The sequence below is a fragment of the Tenacibaculum holothuriorum genome (genome assembly GCF_002120225.1).
Classification (GTDB): Bacteria; Bacteroidota; Bacteroidia; order Flavobacteriales; family Flavobacteriaceae; genus Polaribacter; species Polaribacter holothuriorum.
On sequence record NZ_LAPZ01000003.1, the window covers coordinates 302,658 to 329,305 of the forward strand.

A 26,648-nucleotide genomic window follows, 5' to 3' on the forward strand; every position below is an offset into this window, starting at 1 on the left:
TTGAAAATAACAAAATACGGAGCCATAGATATTGGTTCAAATGCTGTAAGATTATTAGTTGCCAATGTTATTGAAGAAGATGATAAAGAGCCAAAGTTTAAAAAATCTTCTTTAGTTCGTGTTCCTATTCGTTTAGGAGCAGATGCTTTTGTTAGTGGAAAAATTTCAGAAGAAAACACTCATAGAATGATTGATGCTATGGAAGCTTTCAAATTAATTATGAAAGTACATGGTGTTCAAAAATATAAAGCTTGTGCTACCTCAGCAATGAGAGAAGCCGAAAACGGAAATGAAATTGCCAATACCATTTTAACTAAAACTGGTGTTGAAATTGATATTATTGATGGTAAAAAAGAAGCAGCCATCATTTCTTCTACAGATCTAAACCAACTCATCGAATCTGATGCTACTTATTTATATGTAGATGTAGGTGGTGGTAGTACCGAATTTACTTTATTTTCTAGTGGAAAAATCATCAACTCTAAATCTTTTAAAATTGGTACAGTTCGATTAATCAACAATAAAAAATCAGAGAATAAAGCTATTTTTAAGAAAGTACAAAAGTGGATTGAGGAAAACACCAAAAACTACAAAAGAATCTCTTTAATAGGGTCTGGAGGAAATATTAACAAGATATTTAAAATGTCGGGAAGAGAATTAGGCAAACCTATCTCGTATATTTATCTAAATGCCCAATATCAGTTCTTAAAAAAGATGACTTATAAAGAACGAATTTCGGAATTAAGTTTAAATCCAGACAGAGCCGATGTAATTGTTCCTGCAACAAAAATTTACCTTTCTGCCATGAAATGGAGTGGCGCACGTAAAATTTTTGTACCGAAAATAGGGCTTTCCGACGGGATAATTAAAAGCTTATACTACAATAAGTTATAAGCATTTTTAACACAATTTAACATTCGTTTTTTTTTCTTATATTTGAATAAATGTGACTTTCCCCCCCTTAGAGGGTCATAGTATTAAAGCTATTATAATCACAAACAAATTTTATTCATTATGAAAAAACTATTATTATCTGGAGCTTTATTAGCTATGGGTATGTCTGCGTCTGCGCAAGATTTACCAACAAATGCTGAACCGGGGAAATGTTATGTTCGATGTAAAACTCCTGAAGTATGGAAAAATCAAGATGTAACTATTGAAGTAGCACCTGCTTACAAAAGAATAGTTACGCATCCTGCGCAGTACAAAACTGTTACCGAAAGAGTTTTAGTAGACGAAGGAAGTCAAAAATTAGTATTAGTACCTGCTAAGTACAAAACCGAAACTTTTACTACAGTTTCTGAAGAAGCAAGTGAAAGATTACGTAAAATTGCTGCAAGAACTAGTACCGAAAATGTAACTGTAGTTACTAAAGAAGCAGCTAAACGTTTAGCAGTAATACCTGCAAAATACGAAATGAGAGACGTAGTGGTTACTGTTAAAGAAGGATACAAAAGATTAGTACCAGTAGCTGCAAAATATGAAATGAGAGACGTAGTGGTTACTGTTAAAGAAGCTTCACAACGTTTAGAAGTGGTTCCTGCTAAAATGAAAACTGTTACTGAAACAGTTGTTACCAAAGAAGCATCTCAACGTTTAGAGGTTGTACCTGCAAAATATGAAATGAGAGACGTTGTTGTTACTGTTAAAGAAGCATCGCAACGTTTAGAAATGGTTCCTGCAAAATATGAAATGAGAGACGTAGTGGTTACTGTTAAGGAAGCTTCACAACGTTTAGAAGTGGTTCCTGCTACTTATGGTACAGAAACTATTTCGTATAGAAAAAGAACTCAAGGATCTTCATTAAGAGTTATTCCTGCTTCATTTAAGAGAGATAGCGAAGTTATTGAAGTAAAAGCAGCATCTGCAAGATGGCAAATGAGTGAAAAAGCTCCTGATTGTGAATCTTCAGATCCTAACGACTGTCGTTACTGGTGTTACAAAGAAGTACCAGCTCAATTTACTACAGTTGCAAAAACTGTTTTAGATGCTGATGCTTCTGTAGTTGCCAATCCTGGTAAATGTATTGAAGGTTCAGATGATCCAAGTTGTTTTGCTACTTATAGAAAAAGAGTTTTAAAAACTCCTCCAACAACAAGAGTAATTGAAATTCCTGCAGTAACTAAAGTAGTTAGAAAGAGAGTTATGGTAACTCCTCCTGCTACGAGAACTATTGATATTCCTGCAGTAACAAAAATAGTTAAGAAGAGAGTTATGGTAACTCCTCCTTCTACAAGAACAATTACTATTCCTGAAGTTACTCAAACAGTAAAAAGAACTGTAGTAGATGTACCAGCTTCAACAAGAATTATTGATATTCCTGCAGTGACTAAAATTGTAAAGAAAAGAGTGATGGTTACACCTCCAACTACTAGAACAGTTGAAGTACCAGCAATCACTAAGGTTGTAAAGAAGAGAGTTATGGTGACTCCTCCTTCTACGAGAACTATCGATATTCCTGAGGTTACTACTACATTTAAGAAGACAGTAGTTTCTCCAGAAACTGTTGAAACTATTAAAATTGATGAGAAAATAGCTACTCATAAGAAGACTGTGATGGATACTCCTCCAACTTCAAGATTAGTTAAAAATGAGCCTCGCTATGCTACAATTAAAAAGACTGTATTAGTAAAAGATTCTTGGAAAGAAGAAATTACTGTACCAGCTAAATATAAAACGGTTACTAAAGAAGTTTTAGTTTCTAAAGGTGGATTAACATCATGGAAACCTGTTGATTGTAAATTAGTTGAAAACACTCCATTACCAATTAACTGGAACTTAGGTAGTGCAACACTAACTCCAGGTGCTAAACGTATAATTGATTCTAGATTATTACCAATCTTAAAGAATGGTGTTGCTGTAGCTATCGAATCTCATACAGATTCTAGAAGTTCTAAAGAATACAATCAAACTTTATCTGAAAGAAGAGCTCAATCTGTTGTTAATTATTTAATTTCTAAAGGAATTAATCCTAGCCAATTAACTGCAAACGGATTTGGTGAAACTAAATTAACAAACAGATGTGCTGATGGTGTTTCTTGTACTGAGCGTGAGCATGCTGCTAACCGTAGAACAACATTTAGAGTTATTAACCAAAAGTAAACTCTAGTTACTACTAAACTCTAACAATTATCAAAAAAGGAAAACCGAGCAATTGCTCGGTTTTTTCTATTCTAAAATTTGATGTAAATGATACTCCAGATGATTTATATAATCTTCAATTAAATATTCTAAAGTCACTTATTCTACCTTCATTTACAATTATTTCATAATCTAGTTCTTCTTTTGAAAATTGATTGACAACAAACTCAATTCTCATATTTAACGAACACCATAAATCAATTAAATCACTAGAATTTGATTCTTGATACAAATTAACTCTCACTAATTCGTTCTGATTATATTTTCTTATTCGATATGGTTTTTCTTTGAATTGAACCTCCGTAAACCGTTGTAGGTTGTTGATAGCAGAATCTATTAAATGTCCTAATATTTCTTTTTTAGATCATTTATCTACATTCACTTTTTGTTTTAAGATTGATTCATCAGAATTCTTAAAATAGTTCTTTCCAACTTCTAAAAAAACTATTAGCTTACTATTCTCCTGCATTTTATATAAAATTAAAACCTCAATATAATCATATATTGAGGCTTTCTAAAAAGTTATTTACTCTACAATTACTTTAATCGTTGAATATATAAAGTATCTAATTTTAATTCTTTCTGCATCCAGTTTCTTAATTCTCTTTGTTTTTTAACAACAACAGAATCCTTTAACTTTTTATCCCAAGTAACTGTAGCAACCGGAATCGTATCAATTTTTATAAAGTCTTTTGACGATAATAAATTTGCGAAACCTATTTCTTTAATATCACTGTACCTAATCTTAGCATCTTTAGCAATAGTACTAAATGCTACTTTATTTCCGTTACTAGCATCTTGCTCTATTCTTTGATTTAATGTAGTAATAGTAGCTTTTAAACCCTCTATTTCCTTTTGTAAACCAGCAATTACATTTTTACTTTCTTGTAATTCTTGACGTTTCTCTTTATACGCTGTCGTAATCAAATCAAAACTCTTAGTATCACTTCCTTTTATATCTAATTTGAAATCACTTATATACTTATACTGAGCATTATTTCTTAGTTGATTATATAGCGCATTAACAGTACTCTCTGGCACCTCATTAAAGAAATTAAGTTTTAATGTTTTTTTTCCAATTAAAGGTTCATTCTCTATTAATTGTAAATCTTTGTTTGATTTAATCTCTGTCGTAACAAAACGCTTTAATTGAGAACTCATTCTACTTTCATTCAATGTAGTTATAAAAGTATAAACTGCAGGAATCATAACAGCAATACCTAAAATTGTTGCTATGGTAGCATATCTTTTTCGCTTAGCTGTGTTAGCGTATTTATGCATTGGAAAACTTAACAACTTCAATACTAAAAATGTTGCTAAAGCAATGAAAATAGTATTTATTGTAAATAAATACATTGCTCCTAATGCATATTGAAAACCTATAATGTTCCCAGAAAATCCTTTAGCTAAACCGTAACCTGCTGTACATAAAGGAGGCATTAATGCTGTTGCGATTGCTACACCAAATATCACAGAAGCAATAGTTCCTTTTTTGGTTCTTGCTACCATTAATGCTAGACCACCAAAGAAAGCAATTAAAACATCCCTAACATCAGGCTTAGTTCTTCCTAATAATTCTGAAGTATCTTCACTTAGTGGAAAAAAGTAAAAAAACACAAATGAGGCAAGTAAGCTTAGTACAATCATTGTTATTAAACTTACTCCCGATTTTTTAAAAGTTTCTATATCGTTAATAGCAAATGCCATTCCTATTCCTAAAATAGGTCCCATAAGTGGGGAAATTAACATGGCTCCAATTACTACTGCTGTTGAATTTGCATTTAAACCTATAGAAGCTACAAATACTGCAAAAATTAAAATCCATGCAGTTGCTCCTTTAAATGGAATATCATTTTTAATAGCATCTATAGTAGCTTCATGATCAGTATCTTCTCGAAAGTCTAATAATTCAACCAAATACTTTTTTACGCTCTCCCACAAACCCTTTGCTCCTTCTTTAACTTCTTGCTTCGATTGTTCTACTGCTTGCTCTTTTTCATTCATTTCTTCCATGTAACTTGATTTTTTGTTGCAAGCCGAAAGATACGAAATTCATTAGTTAAAAATCTACTATAACTCCAATTCTTGGTAGAGCTCTACCCGTTGTACTTTCTACTTCTTCTAACAAATATCTTGAAACATCATTTGGATCTAACAAGCGATTTCCATTTGCATCTTCCATAGGTAACAAAAATGGTCGCTGCTTAGAACTACTTGCATATACATTTTGAACATCTAAATACAAATTGATTGCCATTTTTTTTAAAAACCATGTTTTATCAACTCTAAAATCTAATTGCGTATACGTAGCTAGTCGTTCGCCGTTTAAGTTAGAATAATCTAGAACTCCTCCATTTTTCACATCATAATTTGCGACTAATGATGATGCATTTCTATCGTAAGGAGTAAATGGTCTTCCTCCTACTAACCTAAATTTGGTTCCGATTTCCCAATTCTTTTTTAACTTTTTTCCTGCGGTAATGGTTATTAAATGTCGGTTATCCCAAGTTGAAGGAATATAATTACCTACTGCATTTTTAAACTCACTACGAACAAAGGTATAGGTTGCTATTCCGTATAAACCATCATACGATTTCTTTTGAGCTAACAACTCAAAACCATAAGCTCTTCCTTTTGAATTTGAAACTACCTCTTCATTTCCTACAACACCAAAATCTGCTCCAAGATTCGCTAAACTAATTTGATCTCTTACCGAAAACGGATAATTGTTATAGGCTTTATAAAATCCTTCGAAAGTAATCTTTGAACTCGTATTGGGTTTATATGCTAAACCTCCAACTATATGATCTGACTGAATGTATTTTAACCCTTCTTTATTTACAAACTCTCCAGCATTGTTCTGAAATCCTAAAACGGTATACGATGGTAATTGATAATAACGACCTACTGATGAATTAATCGTCCATTTTTCATTTAATGAATAACTTAAAGACACTCTCGGTGAAAACTGATTTAGTAAATTTTTCATTTCTGAATTGTAGTCAATTCCATCTAATCTAAATCCGAAAGAAACCCCTAATTTATTATTCAAAAATTCTTTTGATACTTGTCCGAAAACTCCATATTTAAAGAAGTCTATTTCTGAATTGAATTCATCTTGAAAAACTCCTTGAGAATTTGCTACTCTTCTAAAAGTTGAATTTAAGTAGGTAGTTTTTTCTGCATTGACCCCGATATTTAATCTGTAATTATTATTCAACTCAATATCGCTCTCGTAACGGAATTTAGTTTCTGTTTCTTTAGAATCATAGTTCAATAATAAATTTTGAGGCAGTTCTTCATTCATAAAATACTTAATTGCTTTATTTTTTAGTTCATTTCGACTCAAAACAAATAAGTGACTAGCATTTTCTTCAAACACTTTATAACTTGCTCCAACTGTGTAATTCCACTGACTATTAACAGGCACAGTATTTAACACAACCTTGTTTCTTTTAATCGTTTCCTCATCAGTTTCTCCTTCATTAACCGATTCATTCAATTTAAAATCATCAATAGCTCCCAAGGCAATAATAGATAATTCACTATTCTTGGTGATTTGAGATTTAAGATTTAATTGAAAGTCATTATAGGTTGGTAAAAAAGGAAGTTTTAATGCTTTAAATAATAACTGAAGATACGATTGTCTTACTGAAAGCATAAAGGTTGTTTTCTTACCTATAGGACCATCTAATGTAATTCCAGCATCAGAAGTACCTAAGGTAGCTCGAGTATTTAAAGATGTCGGGTTCCCTCTTTTTTGTGTAAACTCTATTACCGAGCTCAACGTATTTCCTCTATTAGCAGGAAAAGCACTCGAATAAAAATCAACTTTACGAATTAAATCGGCATTCATTATTCCTACTGGTCCACCCGTAGCACCTTGCGTTTGAAAGTGATTTATTACAGGAACTTCAATTCCATCTAAATAAAATTTATTCTCTGAAGTTGCTCCTCCTCTAATAATAATATCGTTTCTAAATCCTGGATTAGAAGCTACTCCAGGAAAAGATTGTATAACTTTCAACACATCTCTGTTACCTCCAGGATTTCTTTCAATCTCTGTAACTCCTAAGGTTTGTAATGATAACGGACTTTCTAATGACTTTTTAAACAAACTAGCTCTTACCTCAACTTCTTTAAGTTGCGTAGTATTCTCTCTAAGCTCTATAGTAATAAATGGAGAATTATCTTTTGTCACTAGATACTCATCAGATATTAGAGTTTCATAGCCTACAAACGAAACTTGCAATTTGTTATAACCTAATGGCACATTAGTAATTTCAAAATTCCCTTGCTCTTTTGATGAAGCTCCTACAGAAGTACCAAAAACCAATACATTAACAAACGGAATAGTTTCTCTTGTTTTAGCATCAATAACTTTTCCTGTAATTTTTCCTTGATTTTGGGCAAACACAGAAAATACTTGTAATAAAATAAATAATAGCGCTAATTTTTTCATATCTGAATTGTTGATGCCTTACAAAAATACAATTTGTTTAATTAAAAAACCATTTTATTAAACAAAATAACATTTTCATAACAAAAAAACCTCAATCGTTTGATTGAGGTTTTTTGTGGGGAGAGCAGGATTCGAACCTGCGAAGTCGAAAGACAACGGAGTTACAGTCCGTCCCATTTGGCCGCTCTGGAATCTCCCCAAAAGCGTTTAAAAAAGCTTCTCTTAGAGAAGCTTAAAAAGTGACCGGGCTGGGGCTCGAACCCAGGACCCTCTCCTTAAAAGGGAGATGCTCTACCAACTGAGCTACCCGGTCATTTTTGCTTTAGCATTTCTGCGTTTGCGGGTGCAAATATAGAAGCTTTTTTCGTTTCTACAAATAAAAAAGTGAAGTTATTTTATAAAAATTTCATCTTTTTTTTTAGTCACTTATAAAACAGTGTTTTACAAATTAAAAAAAATCAAATTATTTTTCTTGTAAATACGCTTCACGTACTTTCTTAAACAAATTAGAGGAGTATACGAAGTTTACCACAGCTTCATTATCTGTTTTAAAAATCTCTTTATTGCTTCCTTCCCATGCTTTTTTCCCATTTTTTAAGAAAACAATCTTCTCTCCTATTTCCATAACCGAATTCATATCGTGGGTATTAATTACTGTTGTAATTTGATATTCATCAGTAATTTCTTGAATTAAGTTATCAATCACAATAGCTGTTTGCGGATCTAATCCTGAGTTAGGTTCATCACAAAACAAATATTTAGGGTTCATAACAATAGCTCGCGCTATGGCTACACGCTTTTGCATTCCTCCGGATAATTCTGCTGGGAATTTACTATTCGAGTTTTCTAGATTTACTCGTTGCAATACAAAATTTACCCTGTCTAACATTTCATCTTCTGGTTGCTTTGTAAACATTTTTAGAGGAAACATTACGTTTTCTTCAACCGTTTGAGAATCAAACAAAGCGCTTCCTTGAAATACCATTCCTATTTCTTGACGCCATTGTCTCTTTTCTTCAGTAGTAAATTCAGTATTTATTTTTCCGTCAAAAGCTATCGTTCCCTTTTCTGGAGTGTGCAATCCAATTAATGATTTTAAAAATACAGTTTTACCAGAACCACTTTGACCAATTATTAAACTTGTTTTTCCTGGATGAAACGATGTATTAATTCCTTTTAATATCTCAACTCCATTAAATCCTTTATGTAAATTCTTTACTTCTATCATCTAGGTTAATAACATTTGGGTTAATAAATAGTTGGCGATTACAATAATTACGATTGTCCACACTACAGATTGTGTACTTGCCTTACCAACTTCTAAAGATCCTCCTTTTACATAATAGCCATGATAAGAAGGCACCGTAGCTATTAAAAAGGCAAATACTAAGGTTTTAATAATGGCGTATTCTACTAAAAACGGATTGAAATCTAATTGAACTCCTTCTATAAAGTCTAAATGTGAGAACATTCCTGAAGTTATTCCCGCTACCCATCCACCAAAAATTCCAAGAAACATTGATAACACGATTAAAAACGGATAGAAAAATACCGTAGCAATAATTTTTGGCAATACTAAATAGTTAAGTGAATTAATCCCCATAACTTCTAAAGCATCTATTTGCTCTGTAACGCGCATTGTTCCTATGCTAGACGTTATATAAGAACCTACTTTACCTGCTAAAATGATAGAACAGAATGTAGGTGCAAATTCTAAAATTACCGATCGTTTCGTTGCAAAACCAATCAAGTATTTTGGTATAAACGGGCTTGTAATATTCAACGCTGTTTGTAAGGCAATTACTCCACCAATGAAGAACGATATAAACACAATAATTCCTAAAGATTTATGACCTAATTCTTCTATTTCTTTAAACAAAGCTTCTCTAAATACTCGAGCTCTTTGTGGTTTCTTAAACACTTGTTTAAGCATTAAAAAATACTTACCAACATGTTCTAAATAATTCATCTAAATTTTCTTTTTTGCTAAAGTATTAAATTATGACTAACTATAAGAACTATTCTTATTTTACTAGCAAAACTCCTCATAAAAATTACAAAACTAAATTGATTCTTTAAGTTTTATTAATATCGTTTATCAAGTAAAATTTGTAGTTTTGACAACTACAAATTAATATACTTTCATGAAAAATAACATCCTTTTTACAGCTTTAGTTTGTTTAACCTTATTTAGCTGTAAAGTTGAAAAAAAAGTAACTCAAAAAACCAAATTAGTTGTTGGTGTTGTTGTAGATCAAATGCGTTACGATTACCTTACTCGTTTTGCAGATAGATATGGTGAAGGAGGTTTTAAAAGATTATTAAATGAAGGATTTTCTTTAGAAAATGCCCACTATAACTATATTCCTACATATACAGCGGTTGGACATACTTCTATTTACACAGGAACTACTCCAACAAACCACGGAATTATTAGTAACCATTGGTATGACAAATATTTAAAGGAAACTATTTATTGTGTAGATGATAGCAAGTATAAAACTATAGGTAATGATGGCGATGGCGGAAAAAAATCTCCTTATAGAATGTTAACCACAACAATTACCGACCAGTTGAGGTTAGCTCAAAATATGAAAGGAAAAACCATTGGAGTTGCTATTAAAGATCGTTCTGCAATTTTACCTGCTGGTCATACAGCAAACGCTGCTTACTGGTTTGATGGTGGTAGCAAAGGTGAATGGATTTCTTCTTCATATTACATGAATGAATTACCTACTTGGGTAACAGAATTTAATGCTTCTAAAAAAGCCGATGAATACTTAAGTAAACCTTGGGAAACTTTATATGATATTGATACGTATACTGAAAGTATTGCAGACGATAATAAGTTTGAACAACCTTTTAAAGGACAAGATAAACCTGTTTTTCCTCATAACATTCCAGAATTACGCAGTAAAAACAATAACTATAGTATTTTAAAAGCAATACCAGCAGGAAACTCTTTTACAAACGATTTTGCCAAAGCAGCTATTATTGGTGAAAATTTAGGAAAAACAGATTACACAGATTTCTTAGCTGTAAGTTTTTCTTCGACTGATTATGTTGGTCATCAATTTGGAGTTGCTTCTAAAGAAATTGAAGATACTTATTTACGTTTAGACAAAGACCTAGAAGATTTATTCAACTTTTTAGATACTGAAGTTGGCGAAGGAAACTATACCTTATTTTTAACTGCAGATCATGCTGCTGTTCAAGTTCCAGCCTATTTGAAATCGGTTAAAATTCCTGCAAATTATATCAGCTATAAAAAGTTTACAGCGTATGTAAATGAAATCACTAAAAAGCATTTTAATTCAGATGAATTGGTTGAGAATATTTCAAACTTTCAAATCTTTTTAAACAAAGAGAAAATTGCTGAATTAAAACTTGATGCAAATACTGTTGCTCAAAAAATTGCCGATGAAGTTATTAACTACAAAACAATTTATAAATCGGTAACTGCAAGAACTTTACAAAGTACTTCATTTACCTCAGGTATTTTAAATTCTTTACAAAACGGATACAATCAAAAGTTATCTGGTGATGTATTACTAATTCCTAATCCATCTACTTTAAGTACGTATTATAAAGATGGAGGAACATCGCATGGTTCTGGATATTCGTACGATACACATATACCTATGATTTTCTACGGAAATGGAATAAATCAAGGAAATTCAAAAAAGAAATATGAAATTACCGATATAGCTCCAACTCTAGCTAATCTTTTACAAGTTGAGTTTCCTAACGGAACTACAGGTAAAATAATTACTGAAGTTATAGAATAACAAAAGCGCTCAATTGAGCGCTTTTTTATTTGAATAATTAAGGGTATAATAAGGGGGTTATCTTCTTTTCTTTTGCTGTACTTTACAATACACTTTACTCATTTTTCGCTTGTTCAACTTCATCAATCCATTAAGAGTAAATAGTAATAATACAGTAGTAAAAATATAAATCATGTCTTTATAATTTTGGTTTCTAATAAATTAGACACAGCCAAAAATAAAAAGTCACACCTTTTTAGAAAAAAATTATTTTGGATTGTTCAAAATCACCAAAGCCCCAATAACTCCAGGAACCCAAGCACATAATGTTAATAAGAAAACAATTATAAAAGAACCACATCCTTTATCAATTACAGATAAAGGTGGAAAGAAGATTGCTAATAAAACGCGTAATAAACTCATAGTATTTTTTGGTTGATTAATGTACTATAAAGACGAACTATCTTACGTTTTGTTACACTTTAGTTATTGATAATCACTCTCGAATTATTTGGATCACTTACTTCATACTCAATAAAAACATCATTATAAAAGCTTGAATCTTGAGGACTATAAACTTTCAATATTGTTGGCAAAGTATAATAAATACTATAATCAGCTTCTTTAATTTTATATTTTATATAAACTTTTTGTCTATATAAACCTTGACCAATATGATACAAACTAGATTTATCAACCTTTCCTTTAACTATTTTAGTCTCTTTTCCAAAAAACTGAAAACTACTTTTAAAACTAAAATACGTAAACAGGAGTACTAGCATAATAATAGAAAAGCCAAAAGTTACACGAATTAAATACTTCTTCTTATCTTGTTTTTTCTTTTCAAGAAACTTGACTTTCCATTTTTCTGTTTCATTCATGACAAAAACTACTACATCAATTTTCCAAAGAAAATAGCATTCATAAGTAACTTATTAGTACCGTACCAAAAAGCTCTAAAATTAGTGTTATCTGTAAAAACAATAACTCTTCCAGCTCCTAATCGTTGTACTACAAACGGAACTGTATTCTTTAATTCTTTTAAATTTTCTTTTGAAATATATCCACTTAACAATGGATTGTTAGTATACTGAATAGGATTATTATAACTCTTTTTATTTGGTTGAATAAATTGACGTGTATTTCTAAACAAGGCTATTTTATCATTCTTATACCCAAAGTTTACAGGATGAGAACGATCTATTTTCGCTTCAAAAATAGCTCCTCCGATTACCTGTGCTCCAGATTGTAATGAACGATTTTCAAACGATACATTTTCTACAGTGTCAATCTTAGTTTTATTAAACTTAACATTGATAAACTTTTTATTAGACAACCAACTCACTGCATTTCTATAACCAATCAATACACCTCCATTTTTAACCCAAGTTTTTAGTTTGGTTTCTAATCTACTATCTATCGAATAGCTATTCGGTACAATAATCGTAGTATACCTACTTAAATCTACTCGTGTAGCGTAAGACATATCTAACTTAGTTAGTTTCATATCGAAACGTTGGTCTAATAAATGCCAAATTTCTCCTGCATCGTAACTAGTAATACCATTACCAACCAACATTGCTACTTTAGGTTGTTTTATTGCTCTAAAATTTCTACTTCCTAAATCAATTCCTTCATTTAAACCTGTTGAAACTCCTTTCATTTCTATATGATTTTCTTGAGCAATCTTTTCTAGAAACTGAAATAATTCCGTTCCATTTAATTTTTGATTTTGAGCTGGAATAAAAATAGTTCCGTAATCGTACGAATTACCATCGTTTTTAAACTGTTTCATCGCAACTTTAGCTCGCAACCCTCTTTCTAAAATTGTATTCAATGCTTTTGGGGTATAATACTCATTCCAAGGAAATAAATACCCAACAGAACTCTTGTTACTTACTTCCCTTACTTTTTCTTTTAATTTAGTGACTTCCTTTCCTGCTTTAGATAATGAAATATTATCAGCAAAATCTACTCCAAAAGCGTGATTGAATGTCCATGCAGAAACATCGTAAAACAAACTATCTTTAAACGTTTTTCTTACATCAAACATCGCTTTTACCAATCGTTGATTTTTCTGATTCATAGGAACCACATAACTGTATCCTTTTTTAAATTTCTTTCCGTTTGATGAAAAATCAGTTTTTAATTCGTGAATTTTTATTTGATGTCTTTTTAAAACCTCAGCTAAATGATTCGTTTTTGCAGCATCTTTTTCATCTCCAAAAACAATCGCTTTATTTTCTCCAGAGTTTCTTGAATTCTTATAAAAATCTTGTTGGTACTTTTTAATTTTAGTACGCATATTTTTAGCAGCTTCTAAAGTAGATAACGCAGCAGTAAACTGATTTCGAATTGTAAATGGAAAAGTTAAAATTCCGTTTTCACTTTCTTGCGCATGTCCGCGAGAACTTCCTTGCTCAAATAAAATCCCAATACTTCCATTAATATCTGGAAAGGTTGATCCTTTTCCATAGTAAAAATCATCAAAACTTTCTTCTGAATAATACGTTGAACCAATTTTATCAAAAGCTTTTGCGTGATAACCTGCAATTTCTTTTGTTAAATCTTGATTCATTTGTGGAGTTAACGGATTTGTTCTACTCGGTATTCCTGGTTGAAAAAAGAAAGTAGAGTTTGTTCCCATTTCATGATGGTCGGTTAAAATATTAGGCAACCATTTATGAAAAGAAGCAATTCTTGCTTTACTCTCTGGTAATTGCACTGGTAACCAGTCACGATTCATATCAAACCAATAATGATTGGTTCTTCCCCCAGGCCAAACTTCATGATATTCTCTATCATTCGGATCAGGGTTAATATTGTTTGCTTTGTTTGTATTTGCCCAATACGCAAAACGTTGCAATCCGTCTGGATTTAACGATGGATCAAATAAAATAACGGTATTTTTTAATAACTCATCTATTTTAGAACCTTCAGCCGCAGCTAAATAGTACGCAGCAGCCAATGCCGCATTAGAACCGCTTGCTTCGTTACCATGAATTGAAAATCCTTGATACACAACTATAGGTTGATTTGAAACATCAATAGAACTATCATTAGTAGCTTTTATGTGATTTTTTCTTATTTCTTCAATTTGCTGTTGATTCCCAGGTGAAGTAATTGTTAGTAATAATAAAGGTCTTCCTTCATAGGTTTTTCCTCTATCTTCAATAGTAATTCTATTTGAAGCTTTTGCTAAAGTTTTCATATACTCAACCAATTTATCGTGAGTTATATGCCACTCTCCTACTTCATGACCTATAACCGATTTTGGTGTAGGAATATTTTTATTATATGTTACATCTGTTGGTAAATAATACGATAAGTCTAATTTCTTTTGTGAAAATGTTGAGACACAGAATAAAAGAAATAATACAGTTAGTTTTTTCATTTAAAATATTCGTTTGATAGTCAAACAAATATATTGATTCCTTTTTTCTATTTTTGAGACTATAACATAATATTAACGTATGTACATTAAAAGAACCTTTCCGCTTAAAGGAATGTTACGTTGGACTCGTAGAAACATTTATTTGTTTGTTATTTTGGCAACCATTCCTGTTTTTTTATTTGAAATTGTTGGTTTAAAATGGCTACATGTGCCCTGGCTTCCTTTAGGGGTTTTAGGTACTGCTATTTCATTTTTAGTCAGTTTTAAAAATAATGCTTCTTATGATAGACTTTGGGAAGCTCGTAAAATTTGGGGAGGTATCGTAAACTCTTCTCGTTCTTGGACTATAATGGTTAAGGATTTTATCAATAATGATCATGCGGAAAACAAACTTTCTAAAGGAGAATTATTTAAAGTACATCAAGAATTAGTACACAGACATGTTGCTTGGTTAACTGCTTTACGTTATCAACTACGTAAAGATAAACCTTGGGAAATGCATTTAAAAAAAGATAAGTCTAATATAGAATTCAGAAAGCAGTTATTTGTTCATGAAGATGAAATTCCTATTGAGGGCTTTATTAAAAACTATATTTCTGATGAAGAGTATAACGAGTTATTTGCTAAAGGAAATCAAGCTTCTCAGATTTTAGGAATTCAATCTCGCAGGTTACGAGAATTAAAAGAAGCTGGCTATATAGATGATTTCCGTCATATGGAAATGGAAAATATGTTAGTGGAGTTTTATACATTACAAGGAAAAAGCGAACGCATTAAAAACTTTCCATATCCACGTCAGTATGCAACTATGAACTTTTACTTTGTTTGGTTATTTATTATTTTATTGCCTTACGGAATTATGCAAGGTTTTGAAAGCATTGGAGATCATATTGTCGAAGAATTATCTCATCATCAATCAAGAACAGATTGGGGACACAGAATTCAAGAATTTATTGCAGATAATTTTGTTTGGTTTTCTATTCCTTTTAGTGTGATTCTCTCTTGGGTTTTTAACACTATGGAAGCTATTGGAGAAAACTCAGAAAACCCATTTGAAGGCGGACCAAACGATGTGCCTATTACTAATATGAGTAGAGGAATAGAAATTGATATTCGACAATTAATAGATGATACAGATATACCTCAACCATATGAATGGAAAAATGATATTGTTTTGTAATAAATAAATATTTTTTAAACCTTTTCAATTTTTCTAGGTCTAACAAGTAGACAATTTAAAAAATTAGTAATTATGAATGTAAAAGTTTTATTTTTAGTTATCGGTTTTGCTTTTAGTGGAATAGCATATAGTCAAACTCCTAAAGTAGATAAAAGACAAAACAAACAAAGAACAAGAATTGTAAATGGTGTAAAAAGTGGTGAATTAACCGCAAAAGAGACAAAACAATTGGCTCAACAGCAATCCAACATCCGTAAAATGGAAAGAAAAGCTAAGAGAGATGGAGTTGTAACTAAAAAGGAAAAGGTAAAATTACAAAAGGCTCAAAACAAAGCTAGTAGAAATATTAAGCGTAAAAAGAATAATAACAGATCAAGATAATATGTAGAAAAGGCTTACCGATTGGTAAGTCTTTTTTATTAGACAATATTTCTTAATTCTTTTAAAAGAATAGAATATACTTTAAAGTACAAATAAAAAAATAGAAGGTATTAATTAATAGCCTAAATAATTCTTAATCAACTACAAAGTCAAATTGATTTTTTTAAAGCTATTTTTTAATTAAAATAGCTTTTTTGTATTTTAAAACAATTATCTGAAAAACTAAAACAACACAAAAACATCTATTTTAAAGTAAAATTTATCTTTTAGAAACACACTAAGCATAAAATTCATTTATTTTGCAATAAAAATCAATTAATTATGTCATCAAAAAACATAGTAGAAAAATCGAGAAATACTGATAAGGCATTTGTATCACCAGAATATATCCGTAACCGTTTCTCTACGATTATGTCTGATATGTATAAGAACGAAGTACCTCTTTATGGTGAATTACTAGATTTGGTTCATGATATTAATAATGATGTACTTTCAAAATCGGAAGAAATAAAAGAGCAGCTAGAGAATACTGGAGAAATGACTCGTTTAAATATGGAACGTCATGGAGCAATTCGTTTAGGTAAACCTTACGAGTTATTTACTATGAGACGCTTGTTTAAAGTCATGGGAATGTTTCCTGTTGGGTACTATGATTTAGCAACAGCTGGTGTTCCTGTACATTCTACAGCTTTTAGAGCTATTGAAAACACAGCACTTAACCAAGCTCCATTTAGAGTTTTCACCTCTTTATTACGTATCGATTTAATTGATAATGAAGAGCTTCGCAATAATGTTGAAACAATTTTAGAGAAACGTCAAATCTTTACAGAAAAAGCATTAGAACTAATTGACAAATCTGAAAAAGAAGGTGGATTAACTAAAGAAGATGCAGAAATCTTTGTGCAAGAAGCATTAGAAACATTTAGATGGCATGATACTGCTACGGTAGACCATGAAATGTACGAAGCTTTACTAGGTCAACACAGATTAATTGCTGATGTGGTTGCTTTTAAAGGACCTCACATCAACCACTTAACACCAAGAACTTTAGATATCGATAAAGTCCAGGTAAGTATGGCTTCTCGTAATATCCCACCAAAAGACAATATAGAAGGACCACCTACAAGAAAATGTCCAATTTTATTACGTCAAACTAGCTTTAAAGCATTAACTGAAAAAGTTACTTTTAAAGGTGAAATCGGAAACGGAAAAATAGGAGAACATAAAGCTCGTTTCGGTGAAATTGAACAACGTGGTGTTGCTGTTACTCAAAAAGGATTAGACTTATATAATGAGTTATTAGGTAAAACTCGTAAAGCCATTGGAGGATCTCCAACTGCTGAAAATGCAGCTGAATACAACCAATTATTAGCAGAGAATTTTAAAGCTTTTCCAGATAATTACAACGAATTACAATCAGAAAAATTAGCTTACTTCCATTACTTTACTACCGATAAAGTAAAAAACATAGCTAAAGATAAAGCGTATACAAAAGCAGATATAAACCAATTACTAAAAGACGGTTATTTAACTATAATGCCTATGGTTTATGAGGACTTTTTACCAGTAAGTGCTGCAGGAATTTTTGCTTCAAATTTAGGTACTGATGATGCAAAACGTGAATACAAAGGAACTTCTAATCAATCATTATTTGAAAAAGATTTAGGTGAACCTGTTTATGTGTTAATGAAATGGTATGAAGATATGCAAGACGAAACTATTCAAAAGTGTTTGGCAGAAATAAATGCTTAACTAAAATCTTAAAACTTTATAGCCGCAAATATCAATATGCGGCTATATTTTTTTATAAAAGAAATTATCTTTGCTTTAAAGTATCATTCTGACAATAACATCACAAAATTATTCTTTTGAAAAACCAATTTGATTATATAGACCAACAAATTTTATCAAAATTACGTTCAGATGCTCGAAAAGCATATTCACAAATTGCTGAAGAGCTAAAAGTATCAAACTCTCTTGTCCATCAACGAGTAAAAAAGCTTACGGATGCTGGTGTAATTCAAAATGCTGAGTTTATTTTAGACGAAAAGAAGTTGGGGTATAAAACCAAATCGTATACTGGTATTCGTTTACGAGAAGCTCGATTTGCAAAAGAAGTAATGAAAGAACTAGAAAAAATTGAAGAAATTACAGAATGTAATTTTGTTTCTGGTAATTATGCAATTTTCATTTTAATTTACGCCAGAGATAACGAGCATCTTCAAAAGATATTATACGACAAAGTTCACTTAATAAATGGTGTTGCTGGTACTGATACTTTTATATGTTTCGACACATGTTTTAAGCGTAATATTCCTATCGAATAATGATGAAAAGTACTGCAGCAGTTTTATGGACTGGAGGAAAAGATTGCGCTTTGGCTTTTTACAAAGCTCAAAAAAAAGGGTATAACATCACACATTTAGTAACCTTTACTCCGGAAAGCCCAGATTTTAAAGCACATAACTTAGCTTTAATACAAAAACAAGTTGATGTTATCGGATTACCACATTTGCTGTTAACCGTAAAAGCTCCTATGCAAGAGAGTTACGAAAACAACATAACTACCTTGAAAAAGCAATATCAAATTGACACTTTAATTACTGGTGATATTGATGAAGTTCAAAATCATGATAACTGGATTGAGAAGTGCTGTCAAAAATCGGGAATGTTGGTATACAATCCTCTTTGGAAAAAAAACAGAAACGAATTACTCAACCAATTAATAAGTGAAGGTTTTAAAATTATTTTCTCACTAGTTAAAAAACCTTTTTTCAATCAAGACTGGGTTGGAAAAGTTATAGATACCGCTATTATTGATGATTTAAAGAAATTAAATATTGATATTTGTGGAGAAAATGGAGAATATCATACCATGGTATTAAACGCTCCTTTTTTTTCAAAGGAATTAAAAATAGATTCGTATACAATTACCGAACATGAACACTATTTTTACCTTAACAAACAACTAACAACATCATAAGGTGTAAACCATGATACAGAAAGCACAATTACAAAGTTTAGAAAAATCGTTAATTGGCGAATTATTCTTTGACGATTTACATAAAAACATATATGCTACCGATGCTTCGGTATATCGTAAAATTCCTTTAGCTGTTGCGTATCCCAAAAACAAAAAGGATATTCAACAATTAATTGAATTTGCCACCAAACATCAAACAACGTTAATTCCACGAACCGCAGGAACTTCATTAGCAGGTCAATGTGTTGGTGATGGAATTGTAGTAGATGTTTCTAAGCATTTTACCAACATTTTAGCTTTTGATGAACAAGCTAAAACAATTACTGTTGAACCAGGAATTATTAGAGATGATTTAAATCGTTTTTTAAAACCGTTTGGGTTGTTTTTTGGTCCCAATACCTCAACATCTAATAGATGTATGATTGGTGGAATGGTAGGTAATAACTCATCTGGTAGTACTTCTATTCGATATGGAGTTACTCGTGATAAAGTATTGGCTATTGACGGATTGTTAAGTGATGGTTCTGAAGTTACTTTTGAAGAAATTTCTTCTCAAGAATTTAGAACAAAATCCTTACAAGATAATCTTGAAGGTAACATATACAAGTCTATTTTCTTTGAATTAAGCTCGAAAGAGAATCAAGATGAAATCAAAAAAGAATTTCCAAAGGAAAGTATTCATAGAAGAAATACAGGATATGCTGTAGATGAGTTCTTAACTTCTAATTTATTTGGAGGAACAGAAGAAACTATTAATCCAGCAAAATTCTTATCAGGAAGTGAAGGTACTTTAGTTTTCTCAACAGCAATTACTATTCAATTAGACGACTTACCTCCTACGCAAAGTATTATGGTTTGTCCGCACTTTACAAGCGTAAATGAAAGTTTAAAAGCTACTGTTACTGCCATGAATCATAAGTTATATGCTTGTGAATTGATGGATAAGGTAATTTTAGACTGTACCAAAAACAACCGAGAACAAGCGAAAAATCGCTTTTTCTTACAAGGAGACCCAGAGGCTGTACTCATGTTAGAAGTTTCTGCAGATACTATTGAAGAAGCAGAAACTTTAGCTGATAGACTCATCGAAGATTTAAAGCTGAATAACTTCGGATACCATTATCCGAAAGTATATGGTGAAGATATTGCCAAAGTACATTATTTAAGAAAGGCTGGTTTAGGTTTATTAGGAAATATTGTTGGTGATATGAAAGCCGTAGCATGTATTGAAGATACAGCAGTAGCCTTAGAAGATTTACCAGAATATATTGAAGAGTTTACCCAAATTATGGACAAGTACCAGCAAGATGCTGTGTATTACGCACATGCTGGAGCTGGTGAATTGCACTTACGTCCTATTTTAAATCTTAAGAAACAAGAAGATGTAGTATTATTCAGAAAAATCACTACAGAAACTGCCGAATTGGTTAAGAAATATCAAGGTTCTTTTAGTGGTGAACATGGAGATGGAATTGTACGTGCTGAGTTTATTCCATTGATGATTGGGGATAGAAACTACCAATTGTTGAGACGTATTAAAAAAGCTTTTGACCCTCATAATGTATTTAACAAAGGAAAGATTACAGACGCTTTCCCAATGGATCAAAGTTTACGATATGAAATTGACAGAAAAGAACCTGAAATAGAAACCATTCAAGATTTTTCAGATAGTGAAGGTATTTTAAAACTTGCTGAAAAATGTAATGGTTCTGGTGATTGTAGAAAATCTCCAGAGGCAGGAGGTACTTTGTGTCCTAGTTATAGAGCCACGAGAAATGAAAAAGAAACTACAAGAGCAAGAGCAAATACTTTAAGAGAAGTACTTACCAATAATACTGCTAAAAACAAATTTGATTCTAAAGAACTAAAAAAGGTCTTAGACCTTTGTTTAAGTTGTAAAGCCTGCGCTACTGAATGTCCGAGTAATGTTGATATTGCTTCAATGAAAGCAGAGTTTTTATATCAATACCAAGAAACAAATGGATATTCTTTTAGAAGCAAACTCTTTGCAAACAATGCAAAGTACAATAAACTAGGAAGTAAGTTCCCTACTCTAACAAACTTCTTTACCAATACAATCGTTGCAAAAAAAGTAATGGGAGTAACTACTGAACGTTCCGTTCCTAAACTTGCAAAACAACCTTTAGAAACCTGGTTAAAAAATTATCAAACAAAAGCTAGTAATAAGACTGTTTATCTTTTTAACGATGAGTTTACCAATTATTATGATGCCGAAATTGGAAAAGATGCAGTAATTGTATTAGAAAAGTTAGGATATGAAGTTAAAACGATAGCTCATGAAGAAAGTGGACGTAGTTATATTTCTAAAGGATTTTTAAAAGAAGCCAAAGAAATTGCAAATAAAAACGTAGCTACATTTAAAACTTTAATTTCAGATCAAACTCCTTTAGTTGGAATTGAACCTTCTGCTATTTTAACTTTTAGAGATGAATACTTGCGAATCGCAAATGATAAGGCAGCTGCCAAAAAACTTTCTGAACACTGCTTTACCATTGAAGAGTTCTTAGCCTCAGAAATTGAGAAAGGTAATATCAATTCAGATATGTTTACCAAAGCGTCTAAGACGCTAAAAATACATGGACATTGTCATCAAAAAGCATTGTCTAGTACGCACGCTTCTTTTTCTATTTTAAATATTCCGAAGAATTATAAAGTGACCATTATGAATACTGGATGCTGTGGAATGGCAGGTTCTTTTGGATATGAAAAAGAACATTATAAGGTAAGTATGCAAGTTGGTGAAGATACCTTATTCCCTAAAGTTAGAAACTGTTCAGAAACTACAGAAATTGTAGCCGCAGGAACCAGTTGTCGTCATCAAATCTATGATGGAACCAAACGCATTGCTAAGCATCCTATTACAATTTTGAAAGAAGCCTTATCTTAGGCAAATGCAAAACAAGAACAAAATTACATCTATGCTTTCTCTGATTATTGCAGGGGAAGCTATTTTTTTATTGCCTTTTATTTTAATGCGCGTTTTTAAACCGGTAATTAGAGAAGCTTTTTTAATTACAGACGCACAAATTGGAGAAGCTCAAGCACTATATGGTATTACAGCTGTCATTTCTTATTTCTTTGGAGGTTTTATTGCTGATAAATGGGAAGCCAAGAAACTTCTTACACTTTCATTAGGGCTTACTGCACTCGGAGGAATGTGGATGCTTTTGATTCCTTCTATTACTGGATTAAAATTCTTGTATGCATTTTGGGGTGTATCTACCATTCTTTTATTTTGGGCAGCTTTAATTAAAGCTACCAGACAATGGGGCAATGAAAACAATCAAGGATTGTCGTTTGGATTATTAGATGGAGGTCGAGGTTTTTTTGCGGCAACTACTGCCCTATCTGGAGCTGCCATTTTAAGCTTTTTCTTTCCTAAAAGCGGAACAATAACTCTTGAGGATAAAATAACCACCCTACAATATATAATTGGAGTTATTACCATAATTGTAATAGCTGTTGCGGTATTTGTTTGGTTTTCCTTACCTAAAACTGAAGTACAACCTGAAGGCAAAAAAGAGTTTCAATTCGACTTTAAAAAAGCCTTATTACTCATTATTCAACCTAAAGTAATTTTTCATTCATTGATTATTTTTTGCGCTTACTGTGCTTATAAACTTACAGGCACCTATGGTACCTATGCCAAGGATGTTTGGAACTATTCTTTAGAAGAAGCTACTTATTTTGCCGTATTTATTCAATATTTAAGGCCTATTGCCGCTATTTCTATTGGCTGGGTTGCAGATAAGTTTATTCCATCTAGATTAATCATTCCTTGTTTTACTGTTTTAGTAATCATGTCTTCTATACTAGGCTTTATAGGGAACGTTCCTTTTTATGTATCGTTTACCACTTTTGTTTTTATGGCTTTTGGAACTTATGCTTTAAGAGGTTTATATTTTGCTATTATTGAAGAGACCAAAACTCCAATACAACTAACAGGAACTTTGGTGGGGATTATTTCCGTTATCGGGTTTACTCCTGATATTTTTATGTCGCTCTTTATTGGTTATATGCTAGGTGAAAATCCAACAATTACCGAATATCAAAATTTATTTTCTTATTTCTCAATTATTCCTATCGTAGGTTTATTAGCTACCATTGGCTTTAAAAAAACTTCAATTAGACTATAGAAGAGTACCACCAAACTTTTTTTATAATTGATTTTCAGTAAGTTATTTCGTATTTTTATACAAACCTTAATCCTTAAAGATTTGTATTATGAGTACGACTAAAATTATTATAAAAAATGCGCTGTTAATTTTTGGCGGAATTGTTGGCTTCTTTCTTTTAATGAAGTTAATTGGGTTAGACAGTACGTCTGAACTTCGTTTACTAAACTTTGTTTTTGTTTTTTGGGGAATTAATAATGCTATTAAAGCTAATATTAATCAAAACAAAGACACTTCTTATATTAATAACTTAACCATTGGTATTGGTACTTCTGTAATTGCTGTAGCTCTAACAATTATTGGTTTAATGGTATATGTTGGATTTTTTGATACTAACTTTTTAAGCATATTAGAGAATTCTTCTTTTTGGGGAAGAAACTTAAACTTAACACTAATAATTTTTGCTTTAGCTATTGAGGGCATTGCATCATCTGTAATATGTTCTTTTATTTTAATGCAGTACTACAAAAATTATAAGTTGGCAGAAACAACATCAGTTTAGTTATTCTTTGGTAGAAAAACTTCTGCCATCATACAACGAGCACTTCCTCCTCCACAAGTTTCTATAGTCTCTAGAGATGAGTGGATTATTGGGTTGTGCTTTTCCATTTTTTTCAACTGTTCATTTGTTAAACTCTTATATGCCGAAGAACTCATAACCAAATAAGACTTATTACCAGCTCCTTTTACTTGTAACATATTACCTGCAAACTGATGTACTTGTTTTTCTGATATTGCAATTACTTCTTTCCCGTCAGATTTTAAATGTTTTAATAGGTTTTTCTTTTCCTTTTTATCATCAATACTATCTAAACAAACTACAGCAAATTTGTCTGTAACACACATCATAACATTCGTATGATAAATAGCTTCTCTTTTTCCTTCTACCGATTGATTAGCAGTAAAAATCACTGGAGTAAACTCAAAATCTTCACAAAATTCTATAAATAATTCTTCATCGGCACGAGGTGATAAAGCACAATAAGCTTTATTATTTACTCTATCTAAAACCATACTTCCTGTACCTTCTAAATAGATTTCTTCGTCTTCTGCTTCGGTATAATCTATAACATCATTAATTATAAATCCTTTAGATTCTAATATGTCTAATACATCTTCTCTTCTTTCTAATCTTCTGTTTTCCGCAAACATAGGATATACAGCTACAGTACCATTTTTATGAAAAGAAATCCAGTTATTTGGAAATAATGCATCTGGCGTATCTGGCTCTTTTGTATCTTCAACAACAATAATTTCTATCCCATGCTTTTGTAATTCAACAACAAAAGCATCAAACTCATCTTCTGCTTTTTTCTGAATCGCAGCAGGTAACATTTGTTGTAATTCTTTTTGATAATAATTGTTAACCGCTGTTTGTTCGTTCATTCTAAAAGAAGCAGGACGAACCATTAGTATTGTATTAGTTGCTTGTTGCATTTATATAATGAATTAAATTGCTAATGTAGAAATATACTTGTTTTAAACAAGTATTTACAATAATTTAGTTTTGAAATTAAATCTGTTAACTATGAAAAATGATATCAAACAAATGAAATCTTTAAATTTCTTTGTTAACACATGTAATGCTGAAACTTATAACACAATTAAACCTTCTTTACAAGTTCCAAAGAAAATAGAAACTCCTTTATTAAGTTGGGATATTCATCAAGAAAATCATTATAAAAACCTTGAGGGTTTAGATAAAGAAAATGATTTTAAGGAACTTAAATTTTATATTGACAAATACCAATGGAAAAATGATTTAAAAACATTAATTGATTCATATAAATATGATGCATTAGTTGTTACCGATTTAAATAAAAGAATTTTATGGGTAAGTAAAGGTTTTACTAAAATGACTGGATATCCAAGAAAGAAAGTAGTTTTAAACACTCCATCATTCTTACAAGGAGAATTAACTGAAGAAAAAGTTAAAAAGCGTATTGCTAAAAAAATACAATTAAAAAAACCTTTTAAAGAAGTAATTATTAATTATAAAAAAGATAAAAGTCCCTACAAATGTGAATTATATATTATTCCTTTAATAAATGATGTAACTACACATTTTATGGCTTTAGAAAGAGCTGTATAAATAAAAAAGCGAACCAATTAATTAATTGGTTCGCTTTTTTATTTTGATTTGTTATATAAATCTACAAGTTCTCTATAGTCTTAGTAACAGCATCTAAAACTTCAAAAGCTGTTTCTGCCATTTTATTTCCTTTTAAATCTAATAGTGGGTTTACCTCTACAAATTCAACACAAACTACTTTTTGGCTATTTAAAAGCTGATTTATAATTGTTATTATTTCATACTGATCAAAACCTTTTGGTACTGGTGTTCCTGTTCCGTAAGAAATCATGTCGCAATCCATTGCATCAACATCAAATGACACATAAATTACATCACAATCAGATAGTTTTTCTAAAGCTTCACTTACACAAGTTTCTAATCCACGATAGCGAACCTCGGCTACCATATAGTTTTTGATTCCGTACTTTTCTATTTGCTTATCTTCTGGCTCTTCTGTATCTCGAACCCCAAAGAAAACCACATCTTCTGGTAAAATTTTTTGCCCTGGAATTCCTATGTTTTTCATACGATCCCAATATTCGGCTGTTTCTCTGTCAATATCGTTTATTTGACAATCTAAATTATCATCATTAATTGCGGCTCCTAAAGGCATACCATGAATATTACCCGACGGTGAAGTATATGGTGTATGTAAATCACCATGAGCATCAATCCAAACCACACCTACTCTTTTATTAGGATAAGCTGCTTTGACACCACTAATTGTTCCTAATGCAGATGAATGATCTCCTGATAATACCAAAGGAAAACGACCTTCTTGTAGATTAACCTTTACATGATTACTTAGTCGTTTACATTGATTAAATACGCTACCTATTTGCTTTCCAAAAGAATTATTTACTTTATTATAAATAGATTCATTTTCAGTAATAACATCTTCGAACTCGAATCTATTAAAATAATCGTTTTCTTGATTAATTGCTGCAATCTCAATGGCATCAACCCCCATATCAGAACCTCGAGTACCAGCTCCAATATCTGATCTGTTTTTTATTAACTTAATTTCTTTCATAAATGCTGAATTTTGTTCAGTATTAAAAAGCTTTTAA

Annotated in this window: 21 protein-coding genes and 2 tRNA genes; 12 read left to right on the forward strand and 11 right to left on the reverse strand. The window is 31.3% G+C overall.

Annotated elements, in window-relative coordinates:
- Positions 1 to 894 carry a Ppx/GppA phosphatase family protein gene (locus tag WH52_RS06650; protein WP_086030157.1) on the forward strand — a complete coding sequence of 298 codons (894 nt, stop codon included), beginning with the start codon at positions 1 to 3 and terminating at the stop codon, positions 892 to 894.
- 120 nt (positions 895 to 1,014) lie between these two features.
- Positions 1,015 to 3,102, forward strand: coding sequence for an OmpA family protein (locus WH52_RS06655; protein ID WP_086030158.1), 2,088 nt, complete (start codon positions 1,015 to 1,017; stop codon positions 3,100 to 3,102).
- A gap of 576 nt (positions 3,103 to 3,678) precedes the next feature.
- Here the strand turns inward: WH52_RS06655 and WH52_RS06660 are convergent.
- The 6 genes from WH52_RS06660 to WH52_RS06685 form a co-directional block, all read right to left on the reverse strand.
- A complete protein-coding gene (locus tag WH52_RS06660) occupies positions 3,679 to 5,154 on the reverse strand; it encodes a DUF389 domain-containing protein (RefSeq protein ID WP_086030159.1) in 1,476 nt (491 codons plus the stop codon).
- Between the two features lie 46 nt (positions 5,155 to 5,200).
- Positions 5,201 to 7,603 carry a TonB-dependent receptor gene (locus tag WH52_RS06665; protein WP_086030160.1) on the reverse strand — a complete coding sequence of 801 codons (2,403 nt, stop codon included), beginning with the start codon at positions 7,601 to 7,603 and terminating at the stop codon, positions 5,201 to 5,203.
- Between the two features lie 116 nt (positions 7,604 to 7,719).
- Positions 7,720 to 7,802 (reverse strand) — tRNA-Tyr (locus WH52_RS06670).
- Between the two features lie 41 nt (positions 7,803 to 7,843).
- Positions 7,844 to 7,916 (reverse strand) — tRNA-Lys (locus WH52_RS06675).
- Between the two features lie 150 nt (positions 7,917 to 8,066).
- On the reverse strand, positions 8,067 to 8,831 hold the full coding sequence (locus WH52_RS06680; protein WP_086030161.1) for an ABC transporter ATP-binding protein: 765 nt from the start codon (positions 8,829 to 8,831) through the stop codon (positions 8,067 to 8,069).
- Complete coding sequence (locus WH52_RS06685; protein WP_086030162.1) at positions 8,832 to 9,572, reverse strand: MlaE family ABC transporter permease; 741 nt, start codon at positions 9,570 to 9,572, stop codon at positions 8,832 to 8,834.
- A 175-nt stretch (positions 9,573 to 9,747) separates the two neighbouring features.
- Between WH52_RS06685 and pafA the strand changes: the two genes are divergently transcribed.
- Positions 9,748 to 11,391, forward strand: a complete 1,644-nt coding sequence (pafA, locus tag WH52_RS06690) for an alkaline phosphatase PafA (RefSeq protein ID WP_086030163.1) — start codon at positions 9,748 to 9,750, stop codon at positions 11,389 to 11,391.
- A 246-nt stretch (positions 11,392 to 11,637) separates the two neighbouring features.
- Here pafA and WH52_RS06695 read toward each other — a convergent pair whose 3' ends face one another.
- Genes WH52_RS06695 through WH52_RS06705 form a run of 3 tightly spaced genes read right to left on the reverse strand, consistent with a single transcriptional unit; the run spans position 11,638 to position 14,764 of the window.
- Positions 11,638 to 11,793, reverse strand: coding sequence for a YqaE/Pmp3 family membrane protein (locus WH52_RS06695; protein WP_086030164.1), 156 nt, complete (start codon positions 11,791 to 11,793; stop codon positions 11,638 to 11,640).
- A 59-nt stretch (positions 11,794 to 11,852) separates the two neighbouring features.
- Entirely contained in the window at positions 11,853 to 12,251 is a 399-nt protein-coding gene (locus WH52_RS06700) for a hypothetical protein (RefSeq protein WP_086030165.1), read from the reverse strand.
- 11 nt (positions 12,252 to 12,262) lie between these two features.
- Entirely contained in the window at positions 12,263 to 14,764 is a 2,502-nt protein-coding gene (locus WH52_RS06705; protein ID WP_086030166.1) for a M14 family metallopeptidase, read from the reverse strand.
- A gap of 79 nt (positions 14,765 to 14,843) precedes the next feature.
- On the opposite strand from WH52_RS06705, the gene WH52_RS06710 reads away from it, so the two are divergent.
- The 8 genes from WH52_RS06710 to WH52_RS06745 all read left to right on the forward strand — a co-directional run bounded on the left by WH52_RS06710 (position 14,844) and on the right by WH52_RS06745 (position 24,006).
- Positions 14,844 to 15,944: a bestrophin family protein gene (locus WH52_RS06710; protein ID WP_086030167.1), complete on the forward strand. Its 1,101-nt coding sequence runs from the start codon at positions 14,844 to 14,846 to the stop codon at positions 15,942 to 15,944.
- Between the two features lie 72 nt (positions 15,945 to 16,016).
- Positions 16,017 to 16,325, forward strand: coding sequence for a hypothetical protein (locus tag WH52_RS06715; protein WP_086030168.1), 309 nt, complete (start codon positions 16,017 to 16,019; stop codon positions 16,323 to 16,325).
- A 321-nt stretch (positions 16,326 to 16,646) separates the two neighbouring features.
- On the forward strand, positions 16,647 to 18,077 hold the full coding sequence (gene hglS / locus WH52_RS06720; RefSeq protein WP_086030169.1) for a 2-oxoadipate dioxygenase/decarboxylase HglS: 1,431 nt from the start codon (positions 16,647 to 16,649) through the stop codon (positions 18,075 to 18,077).
- Positions 18,078 to 18,193: 116 nt separating this feature from the next.
- Complete coding sequence (locus WH52_RS06725) at positions 18,194 to 18,652, forward strand: Lrp/AsnC family transcriptional regulator (protein WP_233131527.1); 459 nt, start codon at positions 18,194 to 18,196, stop codon at positions 18,650 to 18,652.
- A complete protein-coding gene (locus WH52_RS06730; RefSeq protein ID WP_086030171.1) occupies positions 18,652 to 19,308 on the forward strand; it encodes a Dph6-related ATP pyrophosphatase in 657 nt (218 codons plus the stop codon). Before WH52_RS06725 ends, WH52_RS06730 begins: the two co-directional genes overlap by 1 nt.
- Positions 19,309 to 19,318: 10 nt before the next feature.
- Complete coding sequence (locus tag WH52_RS06735; RefSeq protein WP_086030172.1) at positions 19,319 to 22,216, forward strand: FAD-binding and (Fe-S)-binding domain-containing protein; 2,898 nt, start codon at positions 19,319 to 19,321, stop codon at positions 22,214 to 22,216.
- A gap of 4 nt (positions 22,217 to 22,220) precedes the next feature.
- On the forward strand, positions 22,221 to 23,465 hold the full coding sequence (locus tag WH52_RS06740; RefSeq protein ID WP_086030173.1) for an MFS transporter: 1,245 nt from the start codon (positions 22,221 to 22,223) through the stop codon (positions 23,463 to 23,465).
- A gap of 88 nt (positions 23,466 to 23,553) precedes the next feature.
- Positions 23,554 to 24,006, forward strand: coding sequence for a hypothetical protein (locus WH52_RS06745; protein WP_086030174.1), 453 nt, complete (start codon positions 23,554 to 23,556; stop codon positions 24,004 to 24,006).
- Here the strand turns inward: WH52_RS06745 and ctlX are convergent.
- The gene (gene ctlX / locus WH52_RS06750; protein WP_086030175.1) at positions 24,003 to 24,941 is read right to left on the reverse strand and encodes a citrulline utilization hydrolase CtlX; all 939 of its coding nucleotides are present in this window, start codon (positions 24,939 to 24,941) and stop codon (positions 24,003 to 24,005) included. The genes WH52_RS06745 and ctlX overlap by 4 nt on opposite strands.
- 91 nt (positions 24,942 to 25,032) lie before the next feature.
- Here ctlX and WH52_RS06755 point away from each other — a divergent pair, with 91 nt between their 5' ends.
- Positions 25,033 to 25,596 carry a PAS domain-containing protein gene (locus tag WH52_RS06755; protein WP_086030176.1) on the forward strand — a complete coding sequence of 188 codons (564 nt, stop codon included), beginning with the start codon at positions 25,033 to 25,035 and terminating at the stop codon, positions 25,594 to 25,596.
- Positions 25,597 to 25,657: 61 nt separating this feature from the next.
- On the opposite strand, the gene rocF is transcribed toward WH52_RS06755, so the two are convergent.
- Entirely contained in the window at positions 25,658 to 26,611 is a 954-nt protein-coding gene (gene rocF, locus WH52_RS06760) for an arginase (protein ID WP_086030177.1), read from the reverse strand.
- Positions 26,612 to 26,648: the final 37 nt, after the last annotated feature.